General features: G+C 36.5%; 16 protein-coding genes and 1 tRNA gene. 9 read left to right on the top strand and 8 right to left on the bottom strand.

Annotated elements, in window-relative coordinates:
* The first annotated feature begins 41 nt into the window (after nt 1-41).
* The 7 genes from LUA90_RS02375 to LUA90_RS02345 all read left to right on the top strand — a co-directional run bounded on the left by LUA90_RS02375 (nt 42) and on the right by LUA90_RS02345 (nt 6,330).
* Nucleotides 42-1,541, top strand: coding sequence for a GH3 auxin-responsive promoter family protein (locus tag LUA90_RS02375; RefSeq protein WP_231489968.1), 1,500 nt, complete (start codon nt 42-44; stop codon nt 1,539-1,541).
* 308 nt (nt 1,542-1,849) lie between these two features.
* Complete coding sequence (locus tag LUA90_RS02370; RefSeq protein ID WP_231489967.1) at nt 1,850-3,010, top strand: 1-deoxy-D-xylulose-5-phosphate reductoisomerase; 1,161 nt, start codon at nt 1,850-1,852, stop codon at nt 3,008-3,010.
* 29 nt (nt 3,011-3,039) lie between these two features.
* Entirely contained in the window at nt 3,040-4,356 is a 1,317-nt protein-coding gene (gene rseP / locus LUA90_RS02365; RefSeq protein WP_231489966.1) for an RIP metalloprotease RseP, read from the top strand.
* An 85-nt stretch (nt 4,357-4,441) separates the two neighbouring features.
* Nucleotides 4,442-4,960 carry an iron-sulfur cluster co-chaperone HscB C-terminal domain-containing protein gene (locus LUA90_RS02360; protein ID WP_231489965.1) on the top strand — a complete coding sequence of 173 codons (519 nt, stop codon included), beginning with the start codon at nt 4,442-4,444 and terminating at the stop codon, nt 4,958-4,960.
* A 110-nt stretch (nt 4,961-5,070) separates the two neighbouring features.
* A complete protein-coding gene (locus LUA90_RS02355) occupies nt 5,071-5,376 on the top strand; it encodes a DUF3817 domain-containing protein (RefSeq protein WP_231489964.1) in 306 nt (101 codons plus the stop codon).
* Between the two features lie 80 nt (nt 5,377-5,456).
* Nucleotides 5,457-5,536: transfer RNA gene (locus tag LUA90_RS02350), tRNA-Leu, on the top strand.
* Nucleotides 5,537-5,748: 212 nt separating this feature from the next.
* Nucleotides 5,749-6,330 carry a Crp/Fnr family transcriptional regulator gene (locus LUA90_RS02345; protein ID WP_231489963.1) on the top strand — a complete coding sequence of 194 codons (582 nt, stop codon included), beginning with the start codon at nt 5,749-5,751 and terminating at the stop codon, nt 6,328-6,330.
* Nucleotides 6,331-6,368: 38 nt separating this feature from the next.
* On the opposite strand, the gene LUA90_RS02340 is transcribed toward LUA90_RS02345, so the two are convergent.
* The 4 genes from LUA90_RS02340 to LUA90_RS02325 all read right to left on the bottom strand — a co-directional run bounded on the left by LUA90_RS02340 (nt 6,369) and on the right by LUA90_RS02325 (nt 12,306).
* A complete protein-coding gene (locus tag LUA90_RS02340; RefSeq protein WP_231489962.1) occupies nt 6,369-7,796 on the bottom strand; it encodes an amidase in 1,428 nt (475 codons plus the stop codon).
* Nucleotides 7,797-8,184: 388 nt separating this feature from the next.
* On the bottom strand, nt 8,185-10,530 hold the full coding sequence (locus tag LUA90_RS02335; RefSeq protein ID WP_231489961.1) for a mechanosensitive ion channel family protein: 2,346 nt from the start codon (nt 10,528-10,530) through the stop codon (nt 8,185-8,187).
* Between the two features lie 8 nt (nt 10,531-10,538).
* Nucleotides 10,539-11,960 (bottom strand): YihY/virulence factor BrkB family protein, encoded by a 1,422-nt coding sequence (locus LUA90_RS02330; protein WP_231489960.1) that lies wholly within the window; start codon nt 11,958-11,960, stop codon nt 10,539-10,541.
* Nucleotides 11,941-12,306 (bottom strand): hypothetical protein, encoded by a 366-nt coding sequence (locus tag LUA90_RS02325; RefSeq protein WP_231489959.1) that lies wholly within the window; start codon nt 12,304-12,306, stop codon nt 11,941-11,943. The genes LUA90_RS02330 and LUA90_RS02325 overlap by 20 nt, the downstream gene beginning before the upstream one ends.
* A gap of 384 nt (nt 12,307-12,690) precedes the next feature.
* On the opposite strand from LUA90_RS02325, the gene LUA90_RS02320 reads away from it, so the two are divergent.
* On the top strand, nt 12,691-13,263 hold the full coding sequence (locus LUA90_RS02320) for a nitroreductase (RefSeq protein WP_231489958.1): 573 nt from the start codon (nt 12,691-12,693) through the stop codon (nt 13,261-13,263).
* Between the two features lie 165 nt (nt 13,264-13,428).
* Nucleotides 13,429-13,881 carry a 3-oxoacyl-ACP synthase gene (locus LUA90_RS02315; protein ID WP_231459969.1) on the top strand — a complete coding sequence of 151 codons (453 nt, stop codon included), beginning with the start codon at nt 13,429-13,431 and terminating at the stop codon, nt 13,879-13,881.
* A 567-nt stretch (nt 13,882-14,448) separates the two neighbouring features.
* Here the strand turns inward: LUA90_RS02315 and LUA90_RS02310 are convergent.
* Genes LUA90_RS02310 through LUA90_RS02295 form a run of 4 tightly spaced genes read right to left on the bottom strand, consistent with a single transcriptional unit; the run spans nt 14,449 to nt 17,784 of the window.
* Nucleotides 14,449-15,615 carry a DUF3298 and DUF4163 domain-containing protein gene (locus tag LUA90_RS02310; RefSeq protein ID WP_231489957.1) on the bottom strand — a complete coding sequence of 389 codons (1,167 nt, stop codon included), beginning with the start codon at nt 15,613-15,615 and terminating at the stop codon, nt 14,449-14,451.
* Between the two features lie 42 nt (nt 15,616-15,657).
* Nucleotides 15,658-16,536, bottom strand: coding sequence for a polysaccharide deacetylase family protein (locus LUA90_RS02305; RefSeq protein WP_231489956.1), 879 nt, complete (start codon nt 16,534-16,536; stop codon nt 15,658-15,660).
* Nucleotides 16,523-16,903 carry a PH domain-containing protein gene (locus LUA90_RS02300; protein ID WP_231489955.1) on the bottom strand — a complete coding sequence of 127 codons (381 nt, stop codon included), beginning with the start codon at nt 16,901-16,903 and terminating at the stop codon, nt 16,523-16,525. Before LUA90_RS02300 ends, LUA90_RS02305 begins: the two co-directional genes overlap by 14 nt.
* Before the next feature lie 2 nt (nt 16,904-16,905).
* On the bottom strand, nt 16,906-17,784 hold the full coding sequence (locus LUA90_RS02295; RefSeq protein ID WP_231489954.1) for a polysaccharide deacetylase family protein: 879 nt from the start codon (nt 17,782-17,784) through the stop codon (nt 16,906-16,908).
* Between the last annotated feature and the right edge of the window lie 123 nt (nt 17,785-17,907).

The following is a 17,907-nucleotide window of genomic DNA, read 5'->3' as shown; positions in this document are numbered from 1 at the left end:
CATTCTATCATTTAATCATCCAATAGGTCAATCATTAAAATATGGGATTAAAAGCAGCATTAAGTAAGCCCTTTGCAGCCTTCGTAGTTTGGCAGGTAAACAAATGGAAAAATAATGCCGTTGAAGCTCAAAAAAATACACTCTCGAAATTAGTAGCTCAAGCTGAAAAAACAGATTTTGGAAAAGATCATCAGTTTTCTTCTATTAAAAATTATACAGATTTTAAACAATGCGTTCCGATAAGAGATTACGAAGCATTAAAACCTTATATTGATAGGGTTGTAGCGGGTGATGAAAATGTATTATGGCCGGGTAAACCGCTCTATTTTGCTAAAACATCTGGTACAACATCTGGTGTGAAGTACATTCCGCTGTCTAAAGAATCTATGCCAGAGCATATTAAAGCTGCTAGAAATGCTATTTTAACCTACATTAATGAAACTGGCAAAGCCGATTTTGTTAATGGAAAAATGATTTTTTTACAGGGAAGCCCGGTTTTAACTTTGAAAAATGGCGTAAATGTTGGTCGTTTATCAGGAATTGTGGCGCACCACGTGCCAGGCTATCTTCAAAAAAACAGATTACCATCATACGAAACGAATTGTATCGAAGATTGGGAGCAAAAGGTAGAAGCCATTGTAAATGAAACCATTCAGGAGAACATGACCTTGATTTCCGGTATTCCGCCATGGGTGCAGATGTATTTTGATAAGTTAAGTGAAAAAGCCAGTGGCCAAAAAATTAAAGATATTTTTAAAAATTTTAGCTTGTTTATTTACGGTGGTGTTAACTTTGAGCCTTATCGTGCTAAAATAGAGCAAAGTATCGGCAAAAAAATAGATTCTATTGAAACCTATCCGGCTTCCGAAGGATTTATAGCTTATCAGGATTCGCAACAAGATAAAGGTTTGTTGCTTTTAGCAGATGCCGGCATATTTTACGAATTTATTCCTGCTCATGAATACCACAACGAGAATCCAACGCGATTATCGCTAGGTGAAATTGAATTATATACCAATTATGCTTTAATTTTGAATACAAATGCAGGCTTATGGGGATATAGTATTGGTGATACGGTAAAGTTTGTATCTAAAAATCCTTATAAAATTGTTGTAACCGGGCGCATTAAACATTTTATTTCTGCCTTTGGCGAACATGTAATTGGCGAAGAAGTTGAACATGCGCTTTTAAGTGTAGCAAATGAGCAACAGGTAGAGATTACAGAATTTACGGTTGCGCCACAGGTTAACCCGAATGAGGGTGAATTGCCTTACCACGAGTGGTTTGTAGAATTTTCTAATCCGCCGAAAGATTTGGCAGCATTTAGTAAGAAAGTAGATGAAACTTTGCAGAAGAAAAATATTTACTATTTTGACCTAATTGAGGGAAAGATTTTGCAACCATTAATCATTCGGTCGTTGCAAAAAGATGCTTTTGTTAATTATATGAAAAGTGAAGGGAAATTGGGTGGACAGAATAAAGTGCCGAGGTTGAGCAATGATAGGAAGTTGGCGGATGACTTGACGAGGTATGTTATCTAAGATTCACGTTATTGCAAGGAATGAAGCAATCTCTTATTCGTCTTGGTCAGACAGGCTTTTTTCTTTTGGCACCAAAAAGACCTGCGAAGCAAGCTTGAAAACCGATGAAAAAATATATAGCAGTGAAAAAACAAAAGTGTCGGCTTTAAATTTTTCTATTAAAGAAAGTGCTTAGGATTTGCCTGTGCATACCGAAAAATTTGTTAGACCGATTAACGTTTAACGGAGAAACATAGCTTAGGCTTAGCCAATTGTAAACGCGATAGCAAATATAAAGTGCCAAAAAAAGGCAAAAAAGAATTTAAAATTTGAAAAACATAATCATATTAGGCTCTACAGGGAGTATCGGTACGCAGGCGCTTGAGGTTGTTCGAGATAATCCGGATATTTTTAGAGTAACTGTACTATCTGCGCTTAAAAATTCAGCATTGCTTATTCAGCAGGCTAAGGAGTTTAAGCCAGAAGTTGTTGTGATTTGCGATGAAACTAAATATCTGGAGGTTAAAAACGAATTATCATCATTCGATATTAAAGTTTTAGCCGGAGAGGCAGCTTTAACTGAAGCTGCGGTTTATCCGAAAGGTGAAATCGTATTAACTGCATTGATGGGCTCGGTGGGTTTAAAACCAACAATCGCAGCCATTGAAGCGGGCAAAAATATCGCTTTAGCCAATAAAGAGACATTGGTTGTGGCTGGAGAACTGGTAACGCAATTAGCCGCTAAGCATAACGTTAAAATCCTTCCTGTTGATTCTGAGCATTCTGCAATATTTCAATGTTTAGTAGGCGAGGAGCAAAATGAAATTGAAAAGATTTATCTGACGGCTTCTGGCGGACCTTTTTTAGGGAAGGATAAGGATTTTCTTTCATCTGTTAAAAAAGAGCAGGCTTTAAAACACCCCAACTGGGTAATGGGGGCTAAAATTACCATCGACTCGGCAAGTTTGATGAATAAAGGCCTGGAAGTAATTGAGGCGAAATGGCTATTTAATTTAAATATAGACCAGATTGATGTCATCGTTCATCCTCAATCTATTATTCATTCTATTGTGCAGTTTACGGATGGCTCTATGAAAGCACAAATGGGCGTGCCGGATATGAAATTGCCAATTCAGTACGCTATAAATTATCCTGATAGGCTAAAAAACAATTTTAAACGTTTTAATTTTTTGGATTACCCAAATTTTAGCTTTCAGCAAGCTGATATAAAAACCTTCAAAAATTTAGGTTTAGCATTTGCTTCATTAAAAAAGGGTGGAAATATGCCTTGTATTTTAAATGCAGCTAATGAAATAGTTGTAGAGGCATTTTTGAATGATAAAATAGGTTTCCTTGAAATGAGTGATGTGATAGAGCGGTGTATGAGTGATATCAATTTCATTGAAAAACCACAATTGAACGATTATTTAGAAACTGACAAACATAGCCGTATCTTAGCGGCCGAATTAGTAACAAAAAGTATATTCTAACATCTAACATAAAAACTTTATAATAGCATATGAATGGATTGATAATGGCGGGACAGCTGTTGCTTGGATTGTCTATATTGGTAATACTACACGAATTAGGACATTTTTTGGCGGCAAGGGCGTTTGGAATCAAAGTAGAAAAATTTTATCTGTTTTTTGATGCCTGGGGATTTAAACTCTTCAGCTTTAAAAAAGGAGATGTTGAATATGGTGTGGGATGGTTGCCTTTGGGCGGTTATGTAAAAATTGCCGGAATGATTGATGAAAGCATGGACACTGAGCAAATGGCTCAGCCAGCTCAACCCTGGGAATTTCGCTCGAAACCAGCTTGGCAACGTTTAATTGTAATGTTAGGCGGTATTATTGTGAACGTTATTGTAGGTATCATCATCTTTTGGATGCTAACTTTCAAGTATGGTGAAACCTTTACCCCAAATAGTGCGGTTGTAAATGGTATTCAGGTTGGTAAAGTCGCATCTGATATCGGTTTAAAAAACGGTGATAAAATTCTTGCTATAAATGGCAATAAAGTTATCCGCTTTGAAGAGCTTAAAAGTTCTAAAGTTTTGATGGGTAACACACTTTTAACGGTTATCCGCGGCGATAAAACCCTTGAAATAAAAGTACCTGATGATTTTCTGAATAAAGTTGCAGATGGTAAAAGCTTATTTGCAGAGCCGCGTTTAAAAAGTATTGCAGATAGTTTGCTGCCTGGTTATGGCGCCGTAAAAGCCGGGATGAAAGTAGGTGATAAAATTACCGCAGTAGATGGAATTCCGGTTACCTATCAGGATGAAATTAAGCCGATTACACTAAAAAAGAAGGGTAAAACTGTCGCTGTTGATATTGATAGGGCAGGAAAACCGCTGAAACTTAATGTAGCAGTAGATACGGCTGGTGCCATTGGTTTTTACGGAAACTTTAATGAAATTAAACGCAAAACCATTAATTATACCTTTATGGCTGCACTTCCTATTGGTGCAAATATGGCCTGGAGTACTTTTATGGACAATGCTAAAGGCATCGGCAAGATGATTACCGGTAAAGTTAGTGCCCGTAATATTAGCAGTCCGATTGGTATTGCAAAAGTTTACGGTAGTACTTTCGATTGGGTTAAATTCTGGACTTTAACCGGATTAATCTCAATGGCGCTTGCATTTATGAATTTGTTGCCTATTCCGGGTTTAGATGGTGGTCACGTAGTGTTTCTTTTAATCGAAATGATACAACGCAAGCCAGTTAGCGAGAAAGTGCTTGAAAAGGCACAGATTGCAGGCTTTGTAATTTTGATTAGCTTAATGGTATTTGCTTTCGGTAATGATATTTTAAAAATATTCGGTAAGTAAAACACATATATTTTAAAGATGAGGCTAAGATTGAGGATTAACCTCAGCCTTAGCCTCACTTTTGTTTATCAGCAATCTATCTTCCATGAATTATTTCGATTTTTACGAACTGCCCGTTTCTTTTAAACCAGATTTGAACCTTGTAAAATCTAAGTTTTACGCACTTAGCAAAAAGTTTCATCCAGATTTTTATGCAAACCAATCTGAAGAAAAGCAACAAGAGGTTCTGGATTTATCTACATTAAATAATAAAGCCTATCAAACGCTTAACAACCGAAATAAAACACTCAAATACGTTCTGGAATTGAAGAATGTTGTTCAACCTGAAGAAGCTTATCAATTACCTCAGTCATTTTTAATGGATATGATGGACGTTAATGAAGCATTGATGGATTTAGAATTTGAGCCGGATGCCGAAAAATTGCGGCAAGTAAATGCAGATGTTATCTCAATAGAAAGAAAATTAGATGAAGAGCTGGAAAAACTTATCAGTCAATTTGATGAATCGCCTGCTGAATCTGACAGTTTGTTGAATGAAATAAAAGACATTTTCTATCGTCAAAAGTATATCGCCAGAATCAGAGAAAAATTACCGAAGATTTAGCAAGGTTATTCAGTTTCCATCAAATTTCAATAACACCGTATTGTAAAATCATGATTTAGTTTTTGACGATGCTCAGCTTTGGCTTATTTTAGAACTAAACAATCAGATACATGAGTTCTCTTTCCATCTTTAGAAAAGTTGCTGTTTTAGAAGGTATTTCTTATCTCCTTCTATTATTTGTAGCCATGCCATTAAAATATTTTGCAAACTTGCCCTTGTATGTAAAATACACAGGATGGGCCCATGGTTTATTATTTGTACTTTACTGTGCAACGTTAGTTTTAGCCTGGCAAGAACAAAAATGGAAATTTGGTAAAGCGGCATTGATTTTTCTAGCATCATTACTTCCATTTGCTCCATTTATTGTTGATAAAAAGCTTAAAGACGAGCACCCTGAAAACGCAAATGGCATATAATAAGTGTTTTACAGACTATTTTAAAATAATTTTGTGATTTAGCCAGGGGTTATATACATTTGCAACCCCGTCCAACACATGCCCAGCTGGCGGAATTGGTAGACGCGCTGGTCTCAAACACCTGTGGGAAACCGTGCCGGTTCGACTCCGGCGCTGGGTACATTTTTTTAATAGGGATCCCCAACAGGATCCCTATTTATTTTATAATCATATTGCTTTTTGGAACCCCCTGATTATTTCTTGATTTTGAAAGGGAAGAATTAGTAGAGGTCACACCAAACTTATCATAATTTTTATCGTTCTGGTGAAATAAGAAAACTTTCATTACAATCAATTACATAAATTTTTATTCTTAGTTACTTACCTTTAAGCATGTTTGAAGTTTTTGAAAATTATTTACGTGGATGGGTAGAAATATCTGATAAAGAATTGAACATTATCCGGGCAGCGAGTACAGAGAAAAATTTACGCAAATGGCAATCGATTTTGCATGATGGAGAGGTATGGAAGATAAACTGTTTTATTGCCTCAGGCTGTTTCCGGCTTTATAGATTTGGCAAAGATGGAACCGACCATACGTTACGATTTGGGGTAGAAAACTGGTGGATAAGTGACCAGGAAAGCTATAATAATGGAACACCTTCGCTAAACAACATTGAAGCCTTAGCGGCCAGTTCAGTAATTATCTGGACGAAAGAAAACTGGAACGAATTATTGGCCTCCATACCGTCGCTAAGGCTTTTTTATGAGAAACTTTTGGCTCGTAGTTATGAAACAAGCCAGCATCGCATTTACGCTCTTATCAGTGGTTCAGCGGAAGAAAAATACCTTGAATTTCAAAAAACCTATCCAAGTGTATTTAACAAAGTTCCTTTGCACATGGTAGCTTCTTATTTAGGCATCTCAAGAGAAACGCTAAGCCGTATTAGAAAAGAGTTTACCAAAAAGAAATAAAAGTGGGTGATCATGATGTATGATTCACCCACTTTTACTTATGCTATTGGATGAAGATTATTAACTTGACTAACGCTTTCCAGTAAAGAGGCAACGTTTAGAATGGTAGATTCTGCCAACCAACTTCCAACAAGTTGTACAGCTATTGGTAATCCTTCTTTACTGGTGCCAAAACGCATAGCAATTCCAGGTAAACCGGCGATGTTTAGCGGCACGGTAGCACCTTGAAGATAGGTGGCGTCAACCTGTTGTCCATCAATAACAAACTCGCTTACGCCATGCTCGTGTGCTGGAATAGGCAACACGTGGGTAAGCAACACATCATATTTTTGAAAGTATTCTGCAAAGCCATCTCTAATCCGTTCAGCAGCCTGTTCAGCTTCAATATAGTCTTTCATTGAGGTGTCGGGTAGAGAAAGCATAGTTTTTGCCATTTTATAAAGTTCATCTTCGCTACGACCTGCAGTAGCTATCCTAAATGCTTCTTTCATTTCCATTACATGTAGTTTATTGAAAACATCAAGTGCAAAATCTCGTTCGAGCGCAGGAATGTTTACTTGCTCAACGGAAAGACCAAGGTTTTTTAAAGCATCAGCTGCTGCTTTCACCGTATTCACTACCTCAGGGTCAACCGGGCCAAAACCTGGTCCAACCATCCATCCTATACGAAGTTTGCGAGCGGCTGAGTCACTCGTGTCAGCATCACATCGAACTGTACTGCTAGCAAAAGCATCATGTCCATCAGGTCCTGAAAGTATAGAAAAAGCAAGTTTCAAATCGCGTATACTGCGAGCCATAGGTCCAACATGCCAGAAACGTCGTGGTTCTCTTGGCCAAATACCTGTCATAGGTACACTGCCATGCGAAGCTTTAAGTGAGACAATACCTGTTTGAGCTGCAGGTCCACGCACGGAAATGGCGAGGTCAGTACCTAAACCCAAAGGCGACATGCCCGCTGCGATTGCAGCTGATTCACCACCACTTGAGCCACCAGGCGTACGGCTTAAATCCCAGGGGTTGTTCGACCTGCCACTAAGTAAGTTGTCGCTTTCTATCCAATAAGAAAATTCTGGCAGATTGGTTTTAGCAAGCAATATTCCGCCAGCGCTTTTCATTCGGGCAACGCTGGTTGCATCTTGTTCTGGTGTGCGTCCTTTAAAAATTGGCGAACCGCGTTGGGTTAGTACATTTGCGGTATCTATTGAATCTTTTACCGTGAAAGGCACACCATGTAAAGGGCCAATTTTATCTCCTCTCATAATGGCTGCTTCTGCATCTTTAGCAACCTGTAAAGCATTTCCCGCAACAGTAACAATTGCATTGATGTCTGGATTTAAAGCCTCAATACGTTCTAGGTGTGCTTTAACAACTTCTACCGGAGATAGCTCACGGCTGCGGATTAATTCTGCCAACGAGCTTGCATCCTGATAATAAATAGGATCTGTTTTACTAATTTGTGTTTTCATATTAATAACGTTTCTTATGGTTCAAAAAAAGTGGCACCTACATAGCGAAGTGCCTTGAACAAAGGTGGGCAGAAGAAGCCACGAGAAACGAAGTCAAATAACACAAATTGGAAGTGATATTTGTCACGCTTTTTAACCGAAACATTGGTTTAAGGGTCTCAAATCAGCTTTTATATGTGATAAACTGTGTTGTCACCTTCCAAATATTTTATTTTTAGGTATGGAACTTTAAGATTAATGCATAATTTAATGCAAAGCCTGATTACCTTTTTAATTAACGGTGCTTATGCACTCATTCTACAAGTGAATTGGTTTTTTGTGTTCTAATACTTATCTATTGATGATTTGGATTACGGAAATTTGGTAACTGATTCTAAACACATGTAATTTACATTAGCTTTATTCCATCATCACGCATTTTTATCAGTAATTGCTGAAAGAATACGCTTTTAAAATCGGCTTCAACATAAATGCTGCTTATCCAGGCCAATACTTTAATTTCCATCACATCGGCTGCAACGCTATTGAGCAAAACCTCCGGAGGCAATTTTTTTATTGCTGAATCATTTTCGGATACAATATCGCCAATAATTTTCTCCAACTGTTTTAAATCCGCCTCAGCAGAAACCTTGAAAAGGAGTTCGGTTTTGATATAATCATTGCTGAGTGTCCAATTTACCAATCTGCCAGAAAGCAAATCTCCATTTGGAATAATCACTTCTGAGCCTTGCGGCGTAAGTAGTTTACTAGAACGAATGCCAATATCCCTAACCTTACCTTTTTTATCGGCTAGCTCAACATAATCGCCAATGCGGAAAGGCTTTTCAAAAATCAAGATGATGCCTGAAACAAAATTGTTCACAATATTCTGCATACCCAAACCTATACCAACACCAAATGCCCCAAGCACAACCGTTAGTTTATCCATGGGTAAACCTGAAGCTGTAACGGCCAATAGCACACCGATGATGATTATGACCAGGCGAACCAGCGCAACTTTTGAGCTTTTATGTCCGCTGGATTCATCGAAAGTTATTTTTTCTTCTCCAAATAACATTGGAACAGATTTTTGAAGTTTGGCTGCGCCATAAACAATAGCCACAAAAAACACAATATTCCCCAGTGTAAAATGGATACTACCAAATGCTCTGGGTTGGGCTAATACTGTAGCAACCCAATCCCAAAGTCCTCCAAAAACACTCAGGTTGATAAATAAAACCATCAACCAGATAATCAGACATAAAAAGGCCAGCAACTTTTTGACTTTGGCTTTTGATTTTATTGGGTTGATGCGTGAAAAGAAACCTTTATTGCAAGCGCTGATTTTCATTTGCAATTCAAAAGCATCAAGCATTGTTTGCATAAAAACGGCTAATCCTATCAATTGAATAAGTCCGATGACACCTGTAACACCAAGTATTTTGGCCATATCTACCCGACCAAAAAGATTGGCAAAAACCGAAAAAATATTTAACAGCACCAATGTCCACAAAGCAAAACGAACGTGACGTTTAGAAAATTCGCGAAAAGTGGTTTTTTTCATCATTCGCAAACCAATCCAAATAAAAAAAGTATTAATGCAAACCATAACCAGCCTTAATGGCCAGGCTTCATCAACTGCTCCGTTGCCTAATATCAGCAGGATATACAAAGCAATAATTATCAGCCAGAAACGCAGTTGCCTTGGTTCCAGTATTTTCCATAAGTGTAGGGTAATGGTAAGCAGCAAAAGCAAAGAAATCAGCTCCATGTATAGTGAGGGAGATGCTGGCTCAAATAATGGCGTGATGCTAAAAAGCACAATAAAAGTAGCCAATATTGGATAGGGGCGAAGGTATTCGAAATGCAGTTCGCCAATTTTACGCTTAACCGAAACACGCTTTGAACTCCGGAAATTACGATGTACCCATATAAAAAAGGCTGTTGCGATAAGGATTGCAAGAAAACGGTTATCCCATGTACTGTTAATAAAATATTTAAGAATTTGCTGTTGACCTTGATAGGCGGCTATTATTAAATTACCGGTTGGAGCCACACTTGGGTTAAAAAACGGGGCTTCCCAAAGGTATGGCTCTTGCTTGCTCCAGGCTAATTTTCCAGATTGTGTTAACCGATCATCTGCCTGTGTGCGTAAATCATTAACTAAAATACCTAGCTCAGAACTACTGGCTAGTAATCTGTTTACCGAATCGAGATTTAATCCCGTTAGTTTGCCAGATTCCTGTAAGCGCCTGCGTATATCGTTAATTTGCGAGGCATATAAGATCTTTTCGTCTTGTGCTGATACTCCGGTTTTTAATAAAGAATCTTCACTTAGTCGAAGCACTTGGTCAGTCATTTTTTGCAGCTCGTTGCTACTTTTTGCCAATATGCTATTAATTGCTTTCAGCTTTAAATCAGCATCTTTTAAAATTAATTCATAGCTCATCAGGCTTTTCGCATCGGGTTGTTCGCCCTTGGCTGCAAACGCTGCTTTCAATGGTGAAATATCGCTTTTTATGGCTTCAATTCGTTTTTGAAAACTTTGTAAATCGTAACCTCTTTTGTTGGCTGCATTAATTTCTGTTATAGCAGCTTGTGCAGCTTGTATGCGGAAAAGCAGCGTATCGGGCATTGCTTTAACAGAATCAGTTTCAGCTAAGCCATTTTTATCATTCTGCCAGGCGAAACTATTTAAAGATATAAACGAACATATTAGCGCAAACAACAATTTTAACATGAACTTTTTTCCCATACCTAATTTTACTTTTTCTTAGCGGACTTTTGCCCATGAACAGCTTGCAAAGATTGCTGCCCTTGTTCTACTTCTATTTCTTTTATGGATACTGCGTGCGAATCCGGATGTATTTCTGCACCATACACTAGTGCGTATGCTTTAGTAAACTCTGCACCAAAATAAAGTATGATAGAAGAGTAATATGTCCAAACCAAAAGTACAACTAAAGAGCCGGTTGCACCAAATGCGCCACCCACATCTGTTTTAGAAATGTAAACAGAAATACCAACTTTACCGAGCATAAATAGCATGGCAGTAACTATCGCTCCCCACATAACGTCACGCCAGCGAATATTTGCATCAGGCAATACTTTGAAAATAACTGCAAAAATTGAAGAGATAACCACAAAATTTAGTGCCATATTTAAAATGTAAAATACAACTACAGAAATCTGAGAAAATTGTGCCTGTAATCTCGAACTAAATCCATCCAGCAAAGCTGAAATACCTAAGGAAACCAGTAATAAAAATCCTAAACTAATGATAACGGAAAAGGAAAGGAAACGATTTTGTAGTAGTTTTAACCAGCCGCGTTTAGGTTTTGGTTTAATGCCCCAAATAGAATTGATGGAATCCTGAATGTCGGCAAAAACGGATGTTGCCCCAAGCAGAAGCGTAATTACACCAATAGTAAAAGCAATAGTTCCATTTCCACTTATGGCAGCATTTTTTATTAAATCTTGTACCTGCTTAGCCGCTGCGACACCTAAAAACCCCTTTAATTGCAAATATACCTGACCTTCAGCTGCTTCGCGACTTAGAAATATACTCATTAAGGCAATAACTACAACCATTAAAGGTGCCATCGAAAATACGGTGTAATAAGCAAGTGAACCACTAAGTTTAGTCACTTTATGATCTGAAAATCCGCCGAAGGCAGCCTTCAAAACACCTAAAATACCTTTAAAATTTAGTTTCTGATGTACGGATTTTTCAGTTTTTTCTTCCTTTTCTTCCTGCTCAAAATCTCCAATCCAACTATCAGATTGCGTTTGTTCAATTTTTAAAGGTTGCGTTAAAGCGTTGAGATTTTTATGTTTTTTAATCGTTTTTTCTGGCTTCGTTAACTTCGCCATGGCAAGCTTTGAAGCTTTTTTCAATAGAAAACGTTTTATAAATCCAGTTTTTTTGAATGCTGTTTTACCTAGTAATTCAGATACAATTTCAGGAACAAATTTACCTCCTATATCTGAAGTCGAATCGAGCTTACTTTCAACCGGGCTTTTAGAAATAGCATCGCTTAAACCACCCGGTATGTAATTTATTAGGTTTTTAGCCTGGATAATAATTTCCAAATTGCTGGCTTCAATGCTGCGGTTTAGTACATCTATTTCAACCTCCAGCTTGTCAATATCCATAATACGGCGGTTAATTTGCTGAACGCTCATAATGTTTTCTTAAATATTTACGGATGGTGAAATTGATGAGTTGCGGTTCAATAAATCGGCTTTTAAAAATGCCAACCAAAAGCGCAATTAAAATGTAAAAACCAGTTAAACTACCAAAACCAATAACATAATTCGATGTAAGTTCTGATATTAAAAATCCAAAAGTTAAGGAAGCGAAGAAAAATGCAAGCAATGCAAAAACAAATAATAGTGAGTTAGTGATCAAATCTGCACCAAGCCTGGATGCTTTGGATATAGTCTGAAGTTTGAGCTTTTCGATTCTTAAATCGAGGTTTTTTTTAAAACTTTCAAGCAAAATGGAAACTTGAGTAGGGTTTGTATTCATAAAATTTTGATTTCGCGGGGATAATTAAGCATCTAAAAATAAATGAGCGTTACACTCATCTGTAGTTAAGCAACCTCAATAAATTTATATTGTTTTCTTTTTTTTGATGTCTTGTTGAGGCAAACATACCTTCAAGAAAATTCGATACATCCAAATAAATTTTAGAAATGGATGTTCTAAGTTCACATTGTGGATATTTAATAACTAAATTTTAGGAACCGCGTTTGTTTTGATTTCCTCAGCTTTAGAAGGCTTAAAGTTAAAAGTTGAAGTTTGAAAGTAAAAAGTTGAAAGTTAAAAGTGTGAAGACATTAAAAAGTCAAATATTTACGACCTAATAGCCTTACACGTTAATCCTTTCGCCTTTTACCTTATATTTACAGCATGAGTAATTACGATATTGTATCACAAGTTATAAAAGAACGTCGCAGTATTTTTCAGGCTAGTTATATTAAAAAAGAAATCACTGTTGAGGTTATTAATCAGATTTTGGAAACTGCAAATTATGCACCTACACACAAATTAACGCAGCCATGGCGATTTACAGTTATCAGAAAGGCTGGTTTGGCAAAGCTGGGAGCAGAGCTTGGAAGATTATATAAAGATTTAGTTTCTCCTCAAAATTTTCTACAGAAGAAATATGATAGTTTTGCCGAAAAAACTAGTCAGGCAGATTGTGTAATTGCAATAAATATGGCTGTTAGTGGTAAAATACCTGAATGGGAAGAACTTGCTGCAGTTTCTTGTGCAGTACAGAACATGGCTTTAACCGCCGAAAGTTTAAAAGTTGGGGCTTACTGGAGTTCGCCACCGTTAATTCATGATTTAGGCGATTTCTTAGGATTGAAAGAAAATGAAAAGTGTATTGGTTTATTCTATATGGGTTATCATAATGAAAAACCCTGGGCGCCTAATCGTACATCCATTGAAGAAAAGGTAAATTGGATTGAAGAGTGATTTTATTCTCTGTCATTGTGAGCAAAGCAGCTTAATTATGAAATATTAGGTTAGTTTAAAAAGCATTAAGATTGCTTCCTCGAATTGTCGGGGCAAGCTGTGCCTCGCATTGACGACTTGTCTATTTCCTTATCCATTTTCCATCTTAAATTTTCCATCAAAACCATGTCTGCATTAAAATCTCAATTGTATCAACTCTGCTTAACTTTTATTCAAAATAGAATAGAAAATATTGAATATTCTATGCAGCAAGCTCGGCAGGCATCAAACGATGATACTAAAAGTAGTGCCGGAGATAAATATGAAACCACCCGCGAAATGATGCAGCAGGAAATGGATAGAAACAGTAAACTACTTTACGAAGCCGGACAACAAAAAATAGCTTTGCAACAAATTGAAAATGTAGATGCTGCTAAAGAAGTAAAGAATGGCAGCTTGGTGATGACAACTGCAGGTAATTTCTACATCAGCATTAGTGCAGGAGAATTAAAAGCCAACGAACAGACCTTTTTTGCCGTATCTCAGGCCGCACCAATTGGAAAACTATTTATTGGCAAAAAAGTAGGTGAGGAACTAAACTTCAACGGGAAAAAGTATTTGATTAAGGATATTTTTTAAGATTTGCGCAACACTCCGTTCAGTTGTCATGTTGAGCCTGTCGAAACACAAGTAGCTGAATGTTTTCTTTTACCTGGATATTGAAACACCGCATTCTACAAATGGTATTTGAAGACACAAACCATGGAATTCGATTTGCGCAACACTCCGTTCAGTTGTCATGTTGAGCCTGTCGAAACACAAGTAGCTGAATGTTTTCTTTTACCTGAATATTGAAACACAGCATTCTACAAATGGTTTGTGAAGACACAAACCATGGAATTCGATTTGCACAACACTCCGTTCAGTTGTCATGTTGAGCCTGTCGAAACACAAATACCTCAATATACAAATTGTTTGTAAAAACACAAACCATGGAATTCGATTTGCCCAACACTCCGTTCGATTGTCATGTTGAGCCTGTCGAAACACAAATACCTCAATATACAAATGGTTTGTGAAGACAAGACCATGGAATTGAATTTGTATTAAGATGCTGAAACAAGTTCATCAAAACGAAATTGAGCTTAGATGCATAAGGTGGTTCAGATTTAGGAACGAGCCCGGCATCAGTATTGTAATTAAAAATTACTGAATTTTCATCCGCTCGGTAAATGACGGAGTTAAATAACCTTTTAAATCCGAATAAGGAATGAAAACTACAATTTGTCCTTGTGCGTAACTTGCAACTTCGTATGGATTATACATAAATGCCAATCCATTAGCGTTAAAGTAGAAGTTTTTATTAGGCTTTATAAAATTATCAAATAATACGCTGTTCAATTGTTCACCAGTTTTAATGTTATAGTTTTTACGCAGATTTTTCTCGACTATTTTTTGCAGGGTATTCGAATCAATCTTGACAATATCACTCAAAACCATTTGCTTTTTATTCTTTACATCAAAGCAAAACATCGTGCTACCATAGTTTCCATGTGCACCGCCTGTATATGCATCTGCTAAAAAATCAATCACTACAAAATGATTATCGTTGTAAGCAATAGATTGCTGGCTGTTGTTTGTATAATTCATCCACTGCAGAAAACCTCTATCTTTGCTGCTTTGTTGCTGGTCTTTTATTTGTGCTTTATAATCATCAAAATAGGCACTCGTTATTTTTTTAAATCCGATTGCTCTATCAGTTTGTGCCATTTCGTTTCCAAAAATTTTCTTTAACTGACTATCTAACCACGTGCTTTCAACATCATTATTTACAGGTTTTAGATATTCAAAACTGATTTTTGCATAAGGAGATTTTTCATCATTTACCATTGCCTTTATCGAATCCTGATAAATGTTGGCAGTAAACTGATAACTACCTTCCGGATATTTTTCGATTAAAGTAACCGGGAAACTTTTATTGCCCTTGTCATTTTTCCAGGTTCCATTAAAGCCATTCCCAGTCCATTTTAAACTTAAGGTAGTTTGCTGAGCATCCTTATCAAAGTAGTAATCGTAAAATCCATTTTCAAATAAAATCACACTATCCTTACCAATAAGTGTATCGGTAGAAAGATTTAACCACGAACTTTTATAAGAATATACACCGCTGTAATCATCATCCACTTTTTGTAAATGCATTACAACCGGTTTTCCATCAATTGTACCTTCTAATCTTTTATAAAATGTTGCACTTAGTTCTTTATTAGTAACCTCAATTGAATCTTTCGCTTCGCTTTTTTCATCACTTTTAGTGTTGTTACAAGCAGAAATGAGCAAAAGACCAAAAAGGCTTAGGTAAATTATGTTTTTCATATAAAAAGAATAGTGGATGATGTTTTTCTGTTAAAGCTACAGTTATGATTTAGCTTTTGTTTTATTAAAACTTTTATTGATGCTGTAATATAAATTTTTAGCGGTGTATCTTCCCGGGTCAATTATTCTTCTGATAGTGTACAAGGGATAATTTTCATCTCTCGCTGTAGATAAAATAAAAGCGGCTTTAAAGCCATGCTCTTTTAATTTTGGTAAGTTGGCAGCTTTGTAAACTCCATACGGATATGCAAAATACTCTACCTTTTTACCTGTAATTTGTGCTAATTTTTTAGTTGGCTCATCAATTTGGGCTTTCCAATCTTCATCTTTAAACTGGGCGAAATTTTTATGGTCGTAAGTATGACTTGCTATTGTATTTCCTTCATCAGATAATTGCTTAATTTGTTCTTTCGTCATGTAATTAATGCGCCCTTTTCTGCCAATAGAAACCGTCATAATAAAATAAACACCTTTAAAACCATGTTTTTTTAAGGTGGAGTTACCAACTGTAAATTGATCTTCGTCAGTATCATCAAATGTTATCATGATTGGCTTCTCAGGAAGTTTTTTTCCATAAACGAGATAATCGTAAAGCTGATCTGGTAAAACAGAATGATAGCCGCTATCTGCTAACATTTTTATATGTTCTCTAAATTTATCAGGTGCAATAATATCATCATGCGCTCTTTTGCTATCGCTGGCGATATTATTTCTAATTTGATGATAGCATAAAACGGGAACCTCTCTTCTGGCTAAAATAGTTTTGGCGTCAGCAGGTTCTTGCTTTGCTGTATCTGTTTTATTGCTGCTTACGGCTGCTGCATTTTGGTTTGTACCTTTACTTTTAGAATCTGCATTGCATGATGCCAAAACTATCAAAGAAGCAAAGATGAATAATTGAAAACTTTTATTTAAGTACATGGTGAGCAAGTATTTTTTGTACATCATATACATTTACAGATTTATTAAATTGCTTTTTTATGCTGGGCAGCGTTTCGCTCGATACCCATATTTTCAATTCAGCATCTAAATCAAAAGTTCCGGCAGTTTCTATGCTAAACCGGCTTATGGCTTTATAAATTATGCTTTTATACTCGGTCTTATTCCCTGTAATACCCTGTTTATCAATTAAAATTAAGCGCTTATTGGTGAAAATAAAAGTATCTCTAATCAATTTGAAGCCAAGTTCAATTTGTTCACCATCAATTAACAAGCCACTATAATCTTTTATTAATTGTTCTTGATTAACGGCGCCTGCGTTAACAAGCAATGCTGAAAATAAACCCATACCTAAAAACTATTTTTAATGCTGTTGCTAAGTGTTTTCGGACTCCAGTAACCACTAGCAATAATTCTGCGGATGGTAAATAATGGGTCTTTTTCGTCACGCTTAGTAGAAAGTTGATAAGCCATTCTAAAGCCGCGTTTCTTTAATTCAGGAATTCCTTCTGCATTCCATAAACCAAACGGATAGGCAAACTCTGTCATTTTTTTACCAGTTATTTCTTCTAATCTTTTTGTTGGCTTATCCAATTGTTCTTCCCAATCTTTACCAGCATATTTTTTAAAGTTTTTATGGTCGTAGGTATGCGAGCCGATAACATTACCTTCATCAGAAAGCTGTTTTATCTGATCGCTACTCATGTAATCTACAAATTTTCCTTTTTTACCGATAGAGACGGTCATAATGAAATAAACGGCTTTATAGCCAAGTTTTTTAAGAGTTGGATTTACGATGGTAAACTGATCTAAATCTGTATCATCAAAAGTTAGCATAATTGGCTTGCTTGGTAAGGCAGCACCAGTGTTTAAATAGGCATAAAGCTGATCGGGCAAAATGGTGTGGTAGCCACTATCGGCTAACATTTTCATCTGGTCTTTAAAATTTTGTATTTCCACAATATAGTCTTTACCAACTTTCCCATCAGTAGCTTTCCAGTTTCTTACCTGATGATAGCAAAGAATTGGCACTTGTTTTCTTGCTAAAATGGTTTTTGCATCTGCAACTTTAATTTTTGAAACATCAACCGTCGAGGCTGGAGCATTATCGGTTTGAGCAGTTAAATTTGTAGAATCAGCTTTTTTATCAGCTTCTGTTTGAGATTTTGATTGGCAGCTACTCATTATAATTGCACTGGCAGTTATAATGGTTAGTATTTTGAATTTCATGTTTTAGATTTTTATCACAAAACTAAAAAAACTGCAAACTATTTAACATCAAAACCTACAGTGTTGATAAATATTTGATACAAGAGGAGCGTAACTATCGCATTTATTACACATCAATTTTAA

This window comes from Pedobacter sp. Leaf170, assembly GCF_920984665.1.
Taxonomy (GTDB): Bacteria; Bacteroidota; Bacteroidia; order Sphingobacteriales; family Sphingobacteriaceae; genus Pedobacter.
The sequence above is the reverse complement of the archived record's forward strand: the minus strand, read 5'-3'. Positions and strand labels throughout refer to the sequence as shown.